This window comes from Streptomyces sp. HPF1205 (assembly GCF_020400825.1).
GTDB lineage: Bacteria > Actinomycetota > Actinomycetes > Streptomycetales > Streptomycetaceae > Actinacidiphila.
The window spans coordinates 248,554-264,220 of sequence record NZ_JAINVH010000002.1 but is presented as its reverse complement, the minus strand read 5'-3'; the positions used below and the strand labels follow the sequence as shown (position 1 = coordinate 264,220).

At 72.7% G+C, this 15,667-nt stretch carries 17 protein-coding genes and 1 tRNA gene; 9 read left to right on the top strand and 9 right to left on the bottom strand.

The window, feature by feature from the left end:
* Position 1: 1 nt before the first annotated feature.
* Both K7G61_RS03415 and K7G61_RS03410 read right to left on the bottom strand, forming a co-directional pair.
* Positions 2-1,438 (bottom strand): HTTM domain-containing protein, encoded by a 1,437-nt coding sequence (locus K7G61_RS03415; protein ID WP_374204037.1) that lies wholly within the window; start codon positions 1,436-1,438, stop codon positions 2-4.
* Entirely contained in the window at positions 1,435-2,094 is a 660-nt protein-coding gene (locus K7G61_RS03410) for a DUF5819 family protein (RefSeq protein ID WP_225845054.1), read from the bottom strand. Before K7G61_RS03410 ends, K7G61_RS03415 begins: the two co-directional genes overlap by 4 nt.
* Positions 2,095-2,352: 258 nt before the next feature.
* On the opposite strand from K7G61_RS03410, the gene paaA reads away from it, so the two are divergent.
* The 5 genes from paaA to K7G61_RS03385 all read left to right on the top strand — a co-directional run bounded on the left by paaA (position 2,353) and on the right by K7G61_RS03385 (position 6,054).
* Positions 2,353-3,342 (top strand): 1,2-phenylacetyl-CoA epoxidase subunit PaaA, encoded by a 990-nt coding sequence (gene paaA / locus K7G61_RS03405; protein ID WP_225845053.1) that lies wholly within the window; start codon positions 2,353-2,355, stop codon positions 3,340-3,342.
* Positions 3,343-3,455: 113 nt separating this feature from the next.
* Positions 3,456-3,722 (top strand): 1,2-phenylacetyl-CoA epoxidase subunit PaaB, encoded by a 267-nt coding sequence (paaB, locus tag K7G61_RS03400; protein ID WP_225845188.1) that lies wholly within the window; start codon positions 3,456-3,458, stop codon positions 3,720-3,722.
* Complete coding sequence (paaC, locus tag K7G61_RS03395; protein WP_225845052.1) at positions 3,719-4,450, top strand: 1,2-phenylacetyl-CoA epoxidase subunit PaaC; 732 nt, start codon at positions 3,719-3,721, stop codon at positions 4,448-4,450. The genes paaB and paaC overlap by 4 nt, the downstream gene beginning before the upstream one ends.
* A gap of 41 nt (positions 4,451-4,491) precedes the next feature.
* Positions 4,492-4,965: a 1,2-phenylacetyl-CoA epoxidase subunit PaaD gene (gene paaD / locus K7G61_RS03390; RefSeq protein WP_225845187.1), complete on the top strand. Its 474-nt coding sequence runs from the start codon at positions 4,492-4,494 to the stop codon at positions 4,963-4,965.
* Positions 4,966-6,054, top strand: a complete 1,089-nt coding sequence (locus K7G61_RS03385) for a 2Fe-2S iron-sulfur cluster-binding protein (protein ID WP_225845051.1) — start codon at positions 4,966-4,968, stop codon at positions 6,052-6,054.
* 174 nt (positions 6,055-6,228) lie between these two features.
* On the opposite strand, the gene K7G61_RS03380 is transcribed toward K7G61_RS03385, so the two are convergent.
* The 3 genes from K7G61_RS03380 to K7G61_RS03370 all read right to left on the bottom strand — a co-directional run bounded on the left by K7G61_RS03380 (position 6,229) and on the right by K7G61_RS03370 (position 8,053).
* Positions 6,229-6,561, bottom strand: a complete 333-nt coding sequence (locus tag K7G61_RS03380) for a rhodanese-like domain-containing protein (protein WP_225845050.1) — start codon at positions 6,559-6,561, stop codon at positions 6,229-6,231.
* 189 nt (positions 6,562-6,750) lie between these two features.
* Complete coding sequence (locus tag K7G61_RS03375; protein WP_225845049.1) at positions 6,751-7,575, bottom strand: hypothetical protein; 825 nt, start codon at positions 7,573-7,575, stop codon at positions 6,751-6,753.
* 331 nt (positions 7,576-7,906) lie between these two features.
* The gene (locus K7G61_RS03370) at positions 7,907-8,053 is read right to left on the bottom strand and encodes a hypothetical protein (protein WP_225845048.1); all 147 of its coding nucleotides are present in this window, start codon (positions 8,051-8,053) and stop codon (positions 7,907-7,909) included.
* A gap of 153 nt (positions 8,054-8,206) precedes the next feature.
* Between K7G61_RS03370 and K7G61_RS03365 the strand changes: the two genes are divergently transcribed.
* On the top strand, positions 8,207-10,972 hold the full coding sequence (locus K7G61_RS03365; protein WP_225845047.1) for a SpoIIE family protein phosphatase: 2,766 nt from the start codon (positions 8,207-8,209) through the stop codon (positions 10,970-10,972).
* Positions 10,973-11,133: 161 nt separating this feature from the next.
* The gene (locus K7G61_RS03360) at positions 11,134-11,577 is read left to right on the top strand and encodes a MarR family winged helix-turn-helix transcriptional regulator (protein WP_225845046.1); all 444 of its coding nucleotides are present in this window, start codon (positions 11,134-11,136) and stop codon (positions 11,575-11,577) included.
* A 141-nt stretch (positions 11,578-11,718) separates the two neighbouring features.
* Here the strand turns inward: K7G61_RS03360 and K7G61_RS03355 are convergent, their stop codons facing one another.
* Positions 11,719-12,093 (bottom strand): helix-turn-helix domain-containing protein, encoded by a 375-nt coding sequence (locus tag K7G61_RS03355; protein WP_225845045.1) that lies wholly within the window; start codon positions 12,091-12,093, stop codon positions 11,719-11,721.
* A 151-nt stretch (positions 12,094-12,244) separates the two neighbouring features.
* Between K7G61_RS03355 and K7G61_RS03350 the strand changes: the two genes are divergently transcribed.
* A complete protein-coding gene (locus tag K7G61_RS03350; protein ID WP_225845044.1) occupies positions 12,245-12,892 on the top strand; it encodes an FMN-dependent NADH-azoreductase in 648 nt (215 codons plus the stop codon).
* Between the two features lie 338 nt (positions 12,893-13,230).
* Here the strand turns inward: K7G61_RS03350 and K7G61_RS03345 are convergent, their stop codons facing one another.
* Positions 13,231-13,806 (bottom strand): TerD family protein, encoded by a 576-nt coding sequence (locus tag K7G61_RS03345; RefSeq protein WP_225845043.1) that lies wholly within the window; start codon positions 13,804-13,806, stop codon positions 13,231-13,233.
* A gap of 221 nt (positions 13,807-14,027) precedes the next feature.
* Complete coding sequence (locus K7G61_RS03340; RefSeq protein ID WP_225845042.1) at positions 14,028-14,552, bottom strand: PadR family transcriptional regulator; 525 nt, start codon at positions 14,550-14,552, stop codon at positions 14,028-14,030.
* Between the two features lie 127 nt (positions 14,553-14,679).
* On the opposite strand from K7G61_RS03340, the gene K7G61_RS36275 reads away from it, so the two are divergent.
* Entirely contained in the window at positions 14,680-15,276 is a 597-nt protein-coding gene (locus tag K7G61_RS36275) for a hypothetical protein (RefSeq protein WP_263983815.1), read from the top strand.
* A gap of 140 nt (positions 15,277-15,416) precedes the next feature.
* On the opposite strand, the gene K7G61_RS03330 is transcribed toward K7G61_RS36275, so the two are convergent.
* Positions 15,417-15,500 (bottom strand) — tRNA-Leu (locus K7G61_RS03330).
* Positions 15,501-15,667 lie beyond the last annotated feature (167 nt).

Here is a 15,667-nt window from a genome sequence, read left to right as displayed (position 1 = left end):
GTCAGGCCGGATCCGTGACCGCCCCCGGCGGCGCGGACTCGGACTCGGGCTCGGACGCGGGCTCGGTCGCCGCCGCGGCACGCTGCTCGTGGATCACCGGGAGCGCGGAGGAGCGGCGCGGGCGCACCAGCCCGACCAGCCGGTCGGCCACCCACCGCAGGAAGTTGGTGGGAAGGAAGACCGAGTCGGCCGAGATCATCGCGAGTGAGAAGATCGGCAGCCCGAGCGTAATGGCGATCGACAGGTGCTCCAGCATCATCGTGGCGAGGAGCACGTTCTTCACCCGGCGGTTGAAGAGGGTGAAGGGGAAGGCGACCTGGGCGATGACCGTGCCGTAGCAGATGATCATGATCAGGGTGCCGTTGTGCCCGAGCGCGTGCGACAGGGCGGGCCAGGGGGTGAAGTCGTCCAGGTGCAGCGGGTAGTAGGGGGCGGTGCCGTCCTGCCAGCGGCTGCCCTGGATCTTGTACCAGCCGGCCGTGGAGTAGATCAGGCAGACCTCGACGCAGATCACCAGCAGCGCGCCGTTGTGCACCACGTTGGCGGCGATGTCGAGCACGGTGCGCGGCTCACCGGGCGCGTAACGCCGTACCGCCCACCACACCGCCTGCCCGGCCCAGCAGGCCCAGAAGATCAGCGCCCATCCGCTGCTGAACTTGCCGTCCAGGGCGGCGGCCACAAGGGCGGCGCCGAGCACCACCCACAGCGCGACGCCGACCGGGTCCAGGCCGTCGCCCGTGACGGCGGCCTTGCCCGCCCCCTCACCGTCCCCGGCGGAAGCCACGTCCCCGGCCGAAGCCGCCTCCCCGGCGGAAGCCGCCTCCTTGACGGCAGCCGCCTCCTCGGCGCGTGCCGCCGCCTCGGCCTGGCGCAGCGCCCGGCGGCGGTCCAGGGACCAGACCTTCCCGCACCGGGTGAAGGCGAGGTAGATGGCCATGAGGTGGATGACGTTGTCGCCGCCGTCGCCCACGAAGACGCTGCGGTTCTGCAGCGACAGCACACCGATCATGAACAGCACGCTCGCGGTACGGGTGCGCCAGCCCAGCAGCAGCATCGCGGCGGAGACGATGGCGACCGTGTAGACGAATTCGAACCAGGTGCGGCTGTCGCTCCACATGAGCACCGTGAAGGCGTGGTTGCCCGCCAGGAGCCGCTTGCCCAGGTCGAAGGACCAGGGGCTGTTCGGGCCGTAGAGCTCGGCGCGGTGCGGCCACTCGCGCAGCAGGTACAGCAGCCAGGTCAGCGAGATGCCGATCCGTATCATCGCGCTCTGGTAGGGGGCGAGAGCGGTGTACGTCGCCCTCTTCAGGCCGCGTCCTATGCCGCGCTCCACGGCCGCGGCCATGTCTGCGAACGGGGAGGGCACGGGGGCGCCGGCGGCGTGGCTGCCGGGCGCGGAGACGGCGGGGGCCGGGGAACCGGCTTCGGAGGTGCTCACGAGGCGTTCTCCTTACCGGAGGTGTTCACGACCCACCAGGGCAGGACCCGGTACGTCGTCGTCAGGGGCGAGCTGCCGGCGATCCACGGCGGCTGGGCCACCGGGGTGGTGGCGGCGCGGACCTGGATGCGCACCACCTGACCGCCGTTGAGCGTGGGGCCGAAACGCCTCTCCAGGATCTGCAGCAGATACGTCCGGCTCAGGTCGCTGCGGTCGCCGGAGGTGGGCTGCTCCTGGGTGTCGTGGGTGTCGGTGTAGAAGCCCCACGCGCGGCGCAGTTCGTTCTGCTGGGTGTGGCTGGGCACCGGGTCGTGCCGCATCGCGGCGATGTCCCTGCCGGTCATGTCGACCCAGCCGGTCGTCTCCTGGGTGCCGCCGGGCTTGCGCACCTCCGCGCGGGCCTCGACGTGGATGTTCTGCTGAAGGGGGTCGGGAGCGAACAGCTTCCAGTTCTGTTCGAACTCCGGATAGATGTAGTTGTTCACCGCCGTTCCGTGCTCCTTGTTGAGCGTGTTCGACGGTGAGACGTACAGAAACACCATGGCAAGGTGATAGAGGGCCCCCACCGCGACGAGGCCCACCACCAACGCGACCGCTATTCGCCCGGGCAGCGACAACGCGCCCGCCCGGGACTCCGGTCCGTCCACCGAATCCATCGCTTCTCCGCTCCCAGCACTGGCTCCCCGCCACGGCTGCCGGGGAGCACGCTACCCATCCCCAGCCGTCCGGCGGCGACCATACCGAGTTATCCACAGCCACTGGAATGGCTTGACACCTCGTACTTGTGCCGACGACCATGGAATCAACCGAACGATCGGTCGGGTGACGCGAGCGGACCGGCCCCGCCCGCACCGCCCGTGCACACCGCTTTGTCCACCGCGTGTATGCGAGAGCCAGAGACAGGGAGGGGTTCGATGACCACCACGGCAGAGCCCGCGGCGCCCGCCGGCCAGGCGGCGGTGGCCGCGGCGGACCAGGACGCCCTGCGTGCGGCGTTCGACGCGGCGGTGGCCGCCGATTCGAGGATCGAGCCCCGCGACTGGATGCCGGACGCCTACCGGGCCACCCTCGTCCGCCAGATGGCCCAGCACGCCCACTCGGAAATCATCGGCATGCAGCCGGAGGCCAACTGGATCACCCGGGCGCCGTCCCTGCGCCGCAAGGCGATCCTCATGGCCAAGGTGCAGGACGAGGCCGGACACGGCCTGTATCTCTACAGCGCCACCGAAACCCTCGGGGTGAGCCGGGACGAGCTGCTGGACAAGCTGCACACCGGCCGCCAGCGCTATTCGTCGATCTTCAACTACCCCACCCTGACCTGGGCGGACGTGGGCGCCATCGGCTGGCTGGTCGACGGCGCCGCGATCACCAACCAGGTCCCCCTGTGCCGCTGCTCCTACGGTCCGTACGCGCGGGCGATGGTCCGGATCTGCAAGGAGGAGTCCTTCCACCAGCGCCAGGGGTACGAGTTGCTGCTCGCCCTCAGCCGCGGCACCCCGGAGCAGCACGCCATGGCCCAGGACGCGGTCAACCGCTGGTGGTGGCCCTCCCTCATGATGTTCGGCCCGCCCGACGACGAGTCGGCGCACTCCGCCCAGTCCATGACCTGGAAGATCAAGCGCCACTCCAACGACGAGCTGCGCCAGCGCTTCGTGGACATATGCGTCCCCCAGGCCGAGGTTCTCGGGCTCACCCTCCCCGACCCCGACCTGCGGTGGAACGAGGACCGGGGGTCCTACGACCACGGCGCGATCGACTGGTCGGAGTTCCAGGAGGTGCTGCGCGGCAACGGCCCGTGCAACGAGCAGCGCCTTGAGCGCCGCCGCGCCGCCCACGAGAACGGGACATGGGTACGGGAAGCCGCCGCGGCGTACGCGGCCAAGCACGGAGAGGCACAGGGATGAGCGGTCAGTCACCGCGCGAGGCGGCCGGGGAAGCGAGGGAAGCCGGGGACGCCGAGCGCGCCGGACACACCTCGGAGGCGCGACCGACCGCCCGGCCGGCCGGCGAGTGGCCGTTGTGGGAGGTCTTCGTCCGCAGCCGGCGCGGGCTGAGCCACAGCCACGCGGGCAGCCTGCACGCGCCCGACGCCCAAATGGCCCTGCGCAACGCCCGCGACCTGTACACCCGGCGGGCGGAAGGCGTCTCCATCTGGGTCGTGCCGTCCTCCGCGATCACCGCCTCCTCCCCGGACGAGCGGGACCCGTTCTTCGAGCCCGCGGCCGACAAGCCGTACCGCCATCCGACGTTCTACGAGATCCCGGAAGGGGTGAAGCACCTGTGACCGCCGCCGAGCCGCTCACGGCCGAGCGCGCCGCCGCCCGCGCGCTGGGGGACGACGCCCTGGTGCTCGCCCAGCGCCTGGGGGAGTGGGCCGGGGACGCGCCCGTGCTGGAGGAGGACGTCGCGCTCACCAACATCGCCCTCGACCTGCTGGGCCAGGCGCGGACGCTGCTGTCGCTGACCGGGGACGAGGACGAACTGGCCTTCCTGCGCGAGGAGCACGAGTTCCGCAACGTCCAGTTGGTCGAGCGGCCGAACGGGGACTTCGCCGTCACCATCGCCCGGCAGCTCTACTTCTCGGTCTACCAGGAACTGCTGTACGGGGCGCTCGCGGCGGGCGACGGCGAGCTCGCGCCGCTGGCCGCCAAGGCGGTCAAGGAGGTCGCCTACCACCGCGACCACGCGGAGCAGTGGACACTGCGGCTCGGCGACGGCACACCGGAGAGCCACGAGCGGATGCAGCGGGCGGTGGACGGTCTGTGGCGGTACACCGGCGAACTGTTCGAGCCGCTGGAGGGGCTCGGAGTGGACCTGCCCGGCCTGCACGGCCCGTGGCGGGAGACGGTGGCCGACGTCCTGCGCCGCGCCACCCTGACGCTGCCGCAAGGGCCGGACCGCACACCGTGGGCGGCCGGGGCGGGTCGCCAGGGCGTGCACACCGAACCTTTCGGGCGGCTGCTCGCCGAGATGCAGTACCTGCACCGCGCGCATCCGGGGGCGTCGTGGTGACCGCCGGCGCCGCGGCCCCGACCGCGCTGGAGAAGGAGCTGATGCGGCTGGCCGGCCAGGTGCCCGACCCCGAGCTGCCGGTCGTCTCGCTGGCCGAACTGGGGGTGCTGCGCGGCATACACGTGGTCGGCCCGGGCCGGGTGCGGGTGGAACTCACCCCGACCTGGACCGGCTGCCCGGCGCTGACGGCCATGGCCGACGACATCACCGGGGTGCTGACGGCCCACGGGATGTCGGAGGTGGCGGTGGAGACGGTGCTGTCGCCCGCCTGGTCGACGGACGCGATAAGCCCGGAGGGCCGGCGCAAGCTGGCCGAGGCCGGGGTGGCTCCGCCGCGCCCCGGGGCGGCCGGCGGGACCCGAGGAGGCCCGGTGGCGGTCGACCTGGCGATCCGCTGCCCGCACTGCGGTTCGACCGACACGCGACTGCTGAGCCGCTTCTCCTCCACCGCGTGCAAGGCGCTGCGCCGCTGCGAGTCCTGCGGCGAACCGTTCGACCATTTCAAGGAGGTGTGAGTGTTCCATCCGCTCCGGGTGGCGGAGGTCCGCCCGCTCACCGACGACTCGGTGACCATCTCCTTCGAGGTCCCCGAGGAACTGCGCGCCGCCTATCGCTACGCCCCCGGGCAGCACATCGCCATCCGCCGCCGGGTCGACGGCGCCGAGGTCCGCCGGACGTACTCACTGTGCGATCCGGTGCCGGCCGGTCCCGGACCGCACGGCGACGACGGTGACGGCAGCGGCGGCGCCGGTCCCCGGCGTCTGCGGGTCGGGGTGCGGCTGGTGGAGGACGGCGAGTTCTCCACGTACGCGTTCAAGGAACTGGCGGCCGGCGACGTGCTGGACGTGATGACCCCGGCGGGGCGGTTCGTGCTGGAACCGCGCCCCGGGAGGTTCGCGGCGGTGGTCGGCGGCAGCGGCATCACCCCCGTGCTGTCGCAGATCGCGACGGTGCTGAGCCGGGAGCCGCGGGCGAGCTTCTGCCTGATCCGCAGCGACCGGACCACCGCCTCCACGATGTTCCTGGAGGAGGTGGCGGACCTGAAGGACCGGTGGCCGGACCGGTTCCACCTGGTGTCCGCGCTGTCCAGGGAGGAGCAGCAGGCGGGGCTGGCGTCGGGGCGGCTGGACCAGGACCGGCTGACCGCGCTGATACCGGCGCTGCTGCCGGTGGCGGAGGTGGACGGCTGGTACCTGTGCGGACCGCTGGGCCTGGTCACCGCGGCCGAGCGGGCGCTGCGGGCGCTGGGCGTGCCGCGCTCCCGTGTCCACCAGGAGATCTTCCACGTGGACGAGGCGCCTGCGGCGCCCGTCGGGGCGATACCGGGCGGGGCGACCGTCCGGGCCACGCTGGACGGCCGGGCCGGCGGCTGGCCGGCAGTGGACGGCGAGTCCGTGCTGGAGACGGTGCTGCGCAACCGGTCCGACGCGCCCTACGCCTGCAAGGGCGGCGTGTGCGGGACCTGCCGTACGAAGCTGGTGTCCGGCGAGGTGCGGATGGACCGCAACTTCGCCCTCGAACCGGAGGAGACGGAGGCCGGCTATGTGCTGGCCTGCCAGTCGCACCCCGTGACGCCGGTGGTCGAGGTGGACTTCGACGCTTAGCGGTGCCGGGGCGCCCGGGGGTCCACGCCGTCCCCGGGCGGCAGTCCCCGGTCCCCGGGCGGCAGTCCCCGGTCCCCGGGCGGCAGTCCCCGGTCGCCGGGCGGGTGCGGGTGCGGGTGCGGGTGCGGGTGCGGGTGCGGGTGCGGGTGCGGGTGCGGGTGCGGGTGCGGGTGCCTACAGGATGTAGCCGTCGCCGCCGTTGCCGTCCACCACCGGACGGCCCGCCGCCTCCCAGTCGAGCATGCCCCCGTTGACGTTGACGGCGTCGATCCCCTGCGCGATCAGGTACTGGGTGACCTGGGCGGACCGGCCGCCGACCCGGCACACGACGTGAACGCGGTCGCCTTCCGGCACCTCGGCGACCCGGGCCGTGATCTCGCTCATCGGGATGTGCACGGCGTTCTGGGCGTGGCCCGCGGCCCACTCGTCGTTCTCCCGCACGTCCAGCAGGATCGCGTCGGCCGGCACGGCGGCGGCATCCACCGAGGGGAGCTGGGAGCGGAACATCGGGTGCGGCCTCCTGAGCGGTGCTAACCGGATTGCGGGCGAACGGACAGGGGAACGGGCGGTGCGGCGCACACGCGGGCGACCCGCGCGACGGAACCCTGAAACGCTACCTCAGCGGGCGGCGGTCCGGGCGCCGGTCCGGAGCCGACGGGGATTGCCGGGGACCGCCGGGCTCAGGCGCTCAGGCGCTCAGGCGCCGCCCGGGCGCCGGACCAGTTCGGCGAGGCGGGCCTCGCGCTGGGCGACCTGGGTCAGGAGCTGCTCGGCGATCTCGTTGAGCAGGGCGTCCGGGTCGTCGGGCGCGAGCTTCATCATCTGGCCGATGGCGCTCTCGTCCAGCTCCACCGCAATGGCGGCCAGCTTCTCCTTGCGGTCGGCGAGCCACTCCAGCCGGGCGTAGAGCACCTCGGCCTCGCTGGGCATCGTCTCCTCCGGCACCGGCCCGGCCTCCCACTCCTCGGCGAGGGCCCGCAGGGCGTCCTCGTCGGCGTAGGCGTACGCCTCGTTGACGCGGGCGATGAAGGCGCTGCGGCGTTCCTTCTCGGCGTCGTCCTGGGCGAGGTCGGGGTGGGCCTTGCGGGCCAGGTCGCGGTAGAGCCGCTGGGCCTCCTTGCCCGGCCTGACCCGGCGCGGCGGGTTGGGGTCGTCGGCGGGCCGTACCCCGTCGGAACCCAGCATGCCGCCGAACAGCTCCTCCACCCCGGGCATCGGCATGACCAGCGCCCTGGCCTCCCAGGCGCGCTCGATGTCCGCCCGGTCGCCGCTGTTCGCCGCGATCGCCTCCGCGATCAGCGCGTCCAGCTCGTCGAGGCGCGCGTACATCGGGCCGAGCCGCTGGTGGTGCAGCCGGGAGAAGTTCTCCACCTCGACCCGGAAGGTCTCCACGGCGATCTCGAACTCGATGAGGGCCTGCTCGGCCGCCCGCACCGCCTTGGCGAGCCGTTCCTGCGAGCCGAACGAGGGCTCGGCCCCGGCCGCGGCGGCCGGGGTTTCGGTTCCGGAGCTGTTCGTCACCCGGACAGCCTAGGCCCTGCGGCCACGATCTTCCCTGCGCCCGACCCGTACAGCGGCCTCCGTAGCGGCGTACGACTGTTGTACGAAGCGCGCCGAACGGCCGCCCGCGTTCCCCGGCCGGACATCCCCCCGGATGCCATCCCCTTCCCTACCGCATTCGACCGCGGGCGTCAGCCGATGGTGCGTCATCGACCCCGATGCGGGGGCTAATCGGCCATTCGGCCGCGCTTTTCCGGGTTCTCGTGCTTGCCTTGACACAGGACATCACTCAGCGCCGAACCGCAGGTGCACGACGTTGGACGAGATCACTCGGCATCACTCCGCCACCGACTCAGCTCACCGAACCGACCGTCCCACCGGTCACGACCAGCGCCACGACCAGGGCCACGACCAGGGCCCAGGCCGGCACAAGGACCAGGAACTGGTGCAGGACCAGGAGCACCAGGACCAGGGCCAGGACCAGGACCGGACAATTCACCCGGTCCTGCCCGAACAGCCGGACAGGGACAGTGCCCGCGGCCCGCGGCCACCCCGAGCCGCCGCCACCGACCGCCGACGGCCCGCGCACGGCGGCACCGGGCCACCCGCGCCCGCCGCGCGGTTCGCCGGGGCCGCCGCCCCGTTCCCGGGCGTGGCCGCACTGCTGCGCCTCGCCGTCCTGTGCGTCGACCCCGACGGCCGCATCTCGTACTGGAACCGCGGCGCGGAGGAGCTGTTCGGCCACCGCTGGGAGCACGTCTTCGGCCAGCGTGCCTCCGGCCTGCTCACCGCGGCCCGGCCGCCGGCGGGTGTCGCCGGGCTGCCCTCGGCCGCCCCGCACCAGGACACACTCGACCTGCTGGACGACCTCACCCACTCCGCGTGGGCGGGCGCCCTGGCCGCCACCGACCGCGACGGCACGCTCAAGGACGTGCTGTGGTGGACGTACCGCATCGCCGAGCCGGGCGGCCGCAGCCTCCTGGCCCTCGCCACGCACGCCAAGCCGCTGCGTACCGGCAGCCTGCGCATCGCCCTCGGCGGGCGGCTGCTGCCGTACACCGCGGAGGGCCCGCAGCGGCAGGACATCGCCGTGGCCGCCGTGCTCTCCCCCGCCACGGCGCCCGGCACCGGTTCCGGTCCCGGCCTCGGTTCCGGTCCCGGTCCCGGTCCCATTCGCCGCTCGGGCCCCGGCCCCGATGCCGCCGCCGTCACCACCGAAGCCACCACCGAAGCCACCACATCCGCCGGCACCCCCGGCACCCCCGACACCCCTGACCCCACCGAAGCCACCGGCACCACGTCAGCGGACCACGGTGCCGATACCGGTCCGGACGCCGCGGCGGCGGCCCACCTCTCCAGCGTGCTGCCCGGCGTAAGTCCCGGCCGGCTGCGGCGGATCGTGCGTCAGATAGCCGCCCTGGGCCACCCGGCGCTGGAGATCGACGGCGGCACCCGGCTGCCGGTCGTCCCGCACGAGTACGCCCGGATCGCCGCGACGGCCCCCGGCACGGCTTCCGGCACGGCTTCCGTACGCAAGGAGCTCCCGGCCGCGCCGCAGCCGGCCGGCCCCACCGTCATGGGCACGGCCTCGCCGGTCACCGACCTTTCCAGCGCCGCCGCCCTGACCGCCGTGCCGCTGCCCGGCCTCACCGGGGCCACCCGGGTCACCGGGGGACCGGGAAGCACGGGGGCCGCAGGCGGCACGGAAGCCGCGCCGTTCCCCGCCGCCCACGCGGAACCCGGCAACGGACGGCCGGCGGGCAACGCGCTCGACGAGCAACTCGCCCTCCTGCGCGAGACCGGCGCGGTGGTCGGTTCCACCCTCGACCTGCACACCACCGCCCGCGAGCTGTGCTCGGTCACGGTGCCCAGGTTCGCCGACGTCGCCTCCGTCCTCGTCGTGGACCAGCTCTTCGCGGAGAACGAACCGCCTCAGGACGACCGGCCCGCCAAAGCGGTGCACGTCCGCCGGGTGGCGATCGCCCACCAGGGGCCGCCCGGCCGGTGGGAGGCCGCGCTGCCCGAGGGCGAGTTGGTGGCGCTGCCCGCCGACGGCGTCGTACCGCGCCTGGGCGACCCCGTCCTCGTGCCCGTCGTGGACCCCGCCCTGGCCGAGGACATCGCCGCGGACCTCGGGGTGCCCTCGCTCGGGCCGTTGCTGCCCGGGCACTCCCTCATCGTGGCGCCGCTGACCGCGCGCGGCACCGTGCTGGGCCGGGTGTGCTTCCTGCGCGGGCCCGGCCGCCGCCCGTTCGACGCACGCGACGCCGCCACCGCGACCGAGATCGTCGGCCGCGGCGCGGTCCACGTCGACAACGCCCGTCTGCACCGGCTGGAGTCGCGCGCCGCCGCCACCCTGCAGCGCTCGATGATGCCGACCCGGCCGCCCCGGCTGCCCGGCGTCCGTATCGCCCACCACTACAGGCCGGGGGACCGACAGGCCCAGGTCGGCGGCGACTGGTTCGACGCCATCCAGCTCCCCGGCGGCCGCGTCGCCCTGATCGTCGGCGACGTGATGGGCCACGGGCTGCAGGCCGCGGCGGTCATGGGCCAGTTCCGTACCGCCGTGATCACCATGGCCGCCCTCGACCTGCCGCCGGCCCAACTCCTGCGCCACCTCGACAACCTCGCCCACCGCCTGGGCAGCGAACACCTCGCGACCTGCGTGTACGCGGTGTACGACCCGATCGCGCGCACCTTGACGCTGGCCAACGCCGGGCACATCCCGCCGGTGCTGGCCGGGTACGACGGCCGCAGCGAGTTGCTGCGGATCCCGGGCGGCGCGCCGATCGGCGTGGGCGGGGTGCCGTTCGAGACGGTGGAGATCCCGGTACCGGACGGCAGTTGGCTGGTGCTGTGCACCGACGGCCTCGTGGAAGTGCGCGGCCAGGGCATAGACGCGGGGCTCGCCGCCCTGTGCGCCAACGTGATCGAGCCTCAGCAGACGCCCGAGGACGTGTGCGACCAGATCCTGTCCCGCGTGCACTCCGAGGACCGCCGGGACGACGTGGCGCTGCTCGTGGCCCGGTTCGAGGGCATCCCGCCGCGGGACGTGGTGCGCTGGACGCTGCGCGTGGACGACTCCGAAGTGGCCCGCGCGCGCGAGCTGACCCGCCACCAGCTCGGCCTGTGGGGTCTCGACCGGCTGGCGGACACCGCGGAACTCCTGGTCAGCGAGCTGGTGACCAACGCGATCCGGGCCGCTTCGTACGAGGTCGAGCTGCGGGTGATGCGGGTCGGCAAGCTCCTGGTCGAGGTCAGCGACGACAACCACAATCTGCCGCAACTGCAGCCGGCCGAGGCCGACGACGTACGGGGGCGCGGACTGGCCTTGGTGTCCCACCTGTCGCGGCGCTGGGGGACCAGCCGCAAGGCGGTCGGAAAGGTGGTGTGGTTCGAGCTCCCGCTCCCCTCCTGAACCACTCGGCCCCTTGATTCTGTTGTAAAATACAACTGTGAAGGGGGCGCCGGGGGTGCGCCCGAGAGGCGCGCGCGGAGACGGATGACGCCGGGACACGGGCGAGGCCGAGGCGGAAGAGGCCCGGGGCAGGCAGAGGGGGCAGAGGGAGAGTGGTCGCGATGCCGCCGCCGTACGCGCGGGACACGGCGCTGGACACGATCCAGCGTGAACTGACCGCCTTCGCGCGCCGGGCGCGCGCCACCGCTGCGCGCATGCACCCCGAGCTCTCCCTGGTCTCGTACACCGTCCTCGCCCACCTGGAGCAGCAGCAGGGCTGCCGGGCGACCGACCTGGCCGCGTACTACCTGCTGGACAAGTCCACGGTGAGCCGCCAGGTGGCCGCGCTGGAGCGGCTCGGCCTCATCGAGCGGCGTACCGACGCCGACGATCACCGGGTGCAGGCGCTGCATCTCGCCCCACGGGGCAACGAGATCCTGGCGGCCGCGCGGGAACGGCGGCGTGAGGCGTTCGAGGAGCGGCTGGCCGACTGGGAGGCGGCCGACCTCGCGCGCTTCGCGGAGTATCTGGTGCGGTACAACGAGGACGCGGCGGCGCACCCGTAACGGCGCCTCGCCCGCGACGGCGGCGGGAGCGGGGCCGGACCGGGCGGGCACGTGGTGCCGGACCGGGCGGCACGCGGGGCGGCCGGAGCATGCCGCACAGGGCCGGACCGGGCGAGACGCCGGGCCGGACCGGGCGGGGTCCTAGCAGGCGTCGCCCTCCACGCACAGGCCGCTTTCGGGCAGATACCTCTCCGCCCATTTGCCCAGTTCGTCGAGGGCGGGGCGAAGGGCCTGGCCGGCTTCGGTGAGGCCGTAGCTCACCCGCAGCGGCGGGCCGGGATCCACCTCGCGAACCACCAAGCCCGCGTCGGCGAGCTCGGTCAGCCGGTCCGACAGCATGCGTTCGCTGATCCTCGGGATGGCGCGGCGCAGCTCCGCGAAGTACGAGGGCCGCTGTGTGAGGACCGCCACGATCAGGCCGGTCCAGCGCTTCCCCAGCAACTCGAAGACCCGGGTCAGGGCCACGTCGACGCTCGCGCACGCCGCGTGCGGATCCACCTGCTGCCCCAGCTCCATAACCCAAGGGTACCTGTCCGGCCAACAGGTACTGCAGAAAAGTAAGCCTCTGTGTTATTACTAGTTACGCACGAACTTACGGTGCCTCTGACGTCGGATGATGCCTCAGGTGGCTCCGCTTACCCTCCCGATTTCCTAAGTGAGGCTTGCCATGGCCACCCTTCTGCACATCGACTCCTCGGCTCTGCACGAGCCCTCCGTCTCCCGCGAGGTCAGCGCGATCTTCCGCAGGGAATGGGAGAGTCAGCACCCGGACGGCACCGTGGTCTACCGCGACCTCGCGGCGAACCCGCTTCCGCACCTGACCGAGGACGGGATCGTCGCGGCCACGACACCCGCCGAGGCGCACACCCCGGCGCAGGCGGCGGCCTTCGCCCTGCGCGCGGAACTCGCCGAGGAACTCGAACGCGCCGACGCGGTGCTGATCGGCACACCGATGTACAACTTCACGATCCCGTCGGCCCTCAAGGCGTGGCTCGACCAGGTGATCATTCCCGGCCGGACGGGGGGCGAGCAGAGCACCGTGGCCGGCAAGCCCGTCACGGTGGTGGCCGCGCGCGGCGGCGGCTACGGACCGGGCACACCGCGCGCGGATTACGAGTTCGTGACCCGTTACCTGGAGAAGGCTCTGACCGGCTTGCTCTCGGTGGAGGTCGACTTCATCATCCCGGAGATGACGCTGGCCAGGGTCGTACCGCAGATGTCCGGCCTGATCGAGGCCGCTGACGCCTCGCGGGCCAAGGCCCGCGAGGACGCGAAGGCGAAGGCCAAGTCGCTGGCGGCGCGCTTCGCCGCGTGACGGTCGCCGGGGTGGCCGTCGCCGCCCGACCGTCGACACGACCGGGCGCCCGACCGTCGTGAATGGCGGCGTGACCGCCGGCGCGTGAGCGTCGCCGGGTGACCGTCGACGCATGACCGTGACCCGGTGACGGTCACGGCCGTGGCGCGCTGAACGCGGGCATGCCGACGAAAGGCGCCGCCGCACGCTACGACGGGCCACGACGGAACGGGACCGCTCTCCACCCGGCACGGCTGTTGTCGCCGGGTGGAGAGCGGTCCCGCCTTCTGTCACCGCCTCTGTCACCGCGCGCGGCCCGGTCGCCCGGAGCCGCGCCCGTCAGAGGTGCGCCGCGAACGTCAGAGGCTGACGCCGAAGTCCTGCGCGATGCCGCGCAGGCCGGAGGCGTAGCCCTGGCCGACGGCGCGGAACTTCCACTCCGCCCCGTTGCGGTAGAGCTCGCCGAAGACCATCGCGGTCTCGGTGGAGGCGTCCTCGGTCAGGTCGTAACGGGCGATCTCGCTGCCCCCGGCCTGGTTGACGACGCGGATGAAGGCGTTGCGCACCTGGCCGAAGCTCTGCTGCCGGGTTTCGCCGTCGTAGATGGAGACCGGGAAGACGATCTTGTCGACCTCGGCGGGCACCGCCGCGAGGTTCACCTTGATCGCCTCGTCGTCGCCCTCACCCTCACCGGTGAGGTTGTCGCCGGTGTGCTCGACCGAGCCGTCGGGGCTCTTGAGGTTGTTGAAGAACACGAAGTGCTTGTCCGAGACCACCTTGCCGGACGTGTCGAGCAGCAGCGCGCTGGCGTCGAGGTCGAAGTCGGTACCGGTCGTCGTGCGTACGTCCCAACCCAGGCCGACGGTGACTGCCGTGAGTCCGGGGGCCTCCTTCGTCAGTGAGACGTTGCCGCCCTTGGAGAGGCTGACACCCATGGTGGATCTCCCTGCTCGATTCGGCGCGGGCCGCGCCACTTGACGATTCCTTTGCCCAATGGCTCCAACGCACACCACCCTGCCCCGGTTCCCTGCGGCATGCCACCGTTCCCGCCGCAGCGTGTCGTACGGAGGGGCCGTGCGGCGCGCCGCCGGGAGGCGGGCCCGCCGAAGCGCGGCGGACCGCCGGGGTCCGGGCAGGGCCGGACGAGCGCGGCGGCCTACTCGGGGCGGGCCGCGATCTGCCCGACGGCCCACTTCGCCCACTCCTCCTGCATGGCCGTCAGCCGCAGGCCGTACTCGAGTGCGAGCCGGCCGTGGACCGACAGGCGGTCGTCCCCCCAGTCCACCGATCCGCCGAGGGCCTCCAGCGAGGCGTGGTGCCGGGCGGCGCGGGCGGCCTCCAGATCCAGGTAGGCCGTGGCCTCCAGGGGAGTGAGGGCGCCGAGGAAGAAGACGCGCAGGAGTACTTCGCTGCGGCGCACCCGGTCGGGCTCGGTCTCGGTGAGCCAGTGCCGCAGCTCGGCCAAGCCGTCGTCGGTTATGGCGTATTCCTTGCGCCCCCGGGGGCCTTCCGAGGCCACCGTCACCAGACCGGAGGCGGCCAGCTTGCCCAGCTCGCCGTAGACCTGGCTCTGCGTGGCGGGCCAGACGTTGGCGAGCGACGTCTCGAACAGCTTCATCAGGTCGTAGCCGCTGGCCTGGCGTTCGGCGAGCAGGCCCAGCACCGCGTGTCGAAGACTCATGCCCCCAGTTTACCTTCCAGTCTTGACAGGTCAAGCATGGACCTTCTATGTTTGACAGGTCGGAATCGGAAGGAAGATGGAAGGCACGCGGCGCGAAAGCTCCACCGGCCGCGGGACGGGGGGAAACATGAACTACCTGCGCGGGTTCTTGCCGTGGATCGCGTTCGCCGCGGTGTCCGCGGTCGGCCGGCAGTGGGGGGCACTGGCCGGGCTGGTGCTCGCCCTGTGGGTCGTCGGCCGGTCCCGCAAGGTCGGAGCGGCCGCGGACGAGCTGATCCTGGAGGGCGCCGGTGTGCTGTTCTTCACCGCGCTGACCGCCCTGGCCTTCTGCGCCGCCGACAGCGGGCTGCGGCACTACACGGGCGCGCTGTCCATGGCCTGGCTCGCCGCCGTCGCCTGGACCACCATCGCCGCCAAGCGGCCCTTCACCCTCGGCGCAGCCCGCCGTCAAACCCCTCGGGAGATATGGCGGAACCCGGTGTTCCTGCGGGTCAACGTCGTACTCAGCACCGCCTGGGCGGTGGGCTTCACCGCCACCGCCGGAGCGCTCACCGCCGTCTCGGCCACCCACGCCGGCAGCGCGGTGTCCATCCCCGTCCAGATAGCGGGCTTCGTCCTGCCCGCCGCGTTCACCGCCCGGTACACCGACCGGGTCCGCGCCCGCGCGGCCGCGCCCGCCACGGCCGGCACGGCCGGCACCGTGCCGACGGCGCCGCTGACGTGACGGGGAGTCGGCTGATCGCCGTCCGGGCGGCAACCGGCCGCCCGATCCGTCCCGCCGACCGCCGCCCGAAAGCGGAAAGGCACGCCAAAAAGCGAATCCCCGCCGGTGATTTCTCTCACCAACGGGGACCCGCTGTGGTGTGCGCGAGGGGGGAGTTGAACCCCCACGCCCTTTCGGGCACTGGAACCTGAATCCAGCGCGTCTGCCTATTCCGCCACCCGCGCATGGGTGTCGCCGTTCGGATACTCGCACCCCTGGGGACTTGTTGGTCCTGCTGGGGTCTGGGAGCGCCTCCCGACATGCAGAAGATTAGCACGACGGTCGGAGTGGAATCACATCCGTTTCGAGCGGCGGCCGGGGAGCGGCCCTGAGGGTGACCGGGGGCGGCATG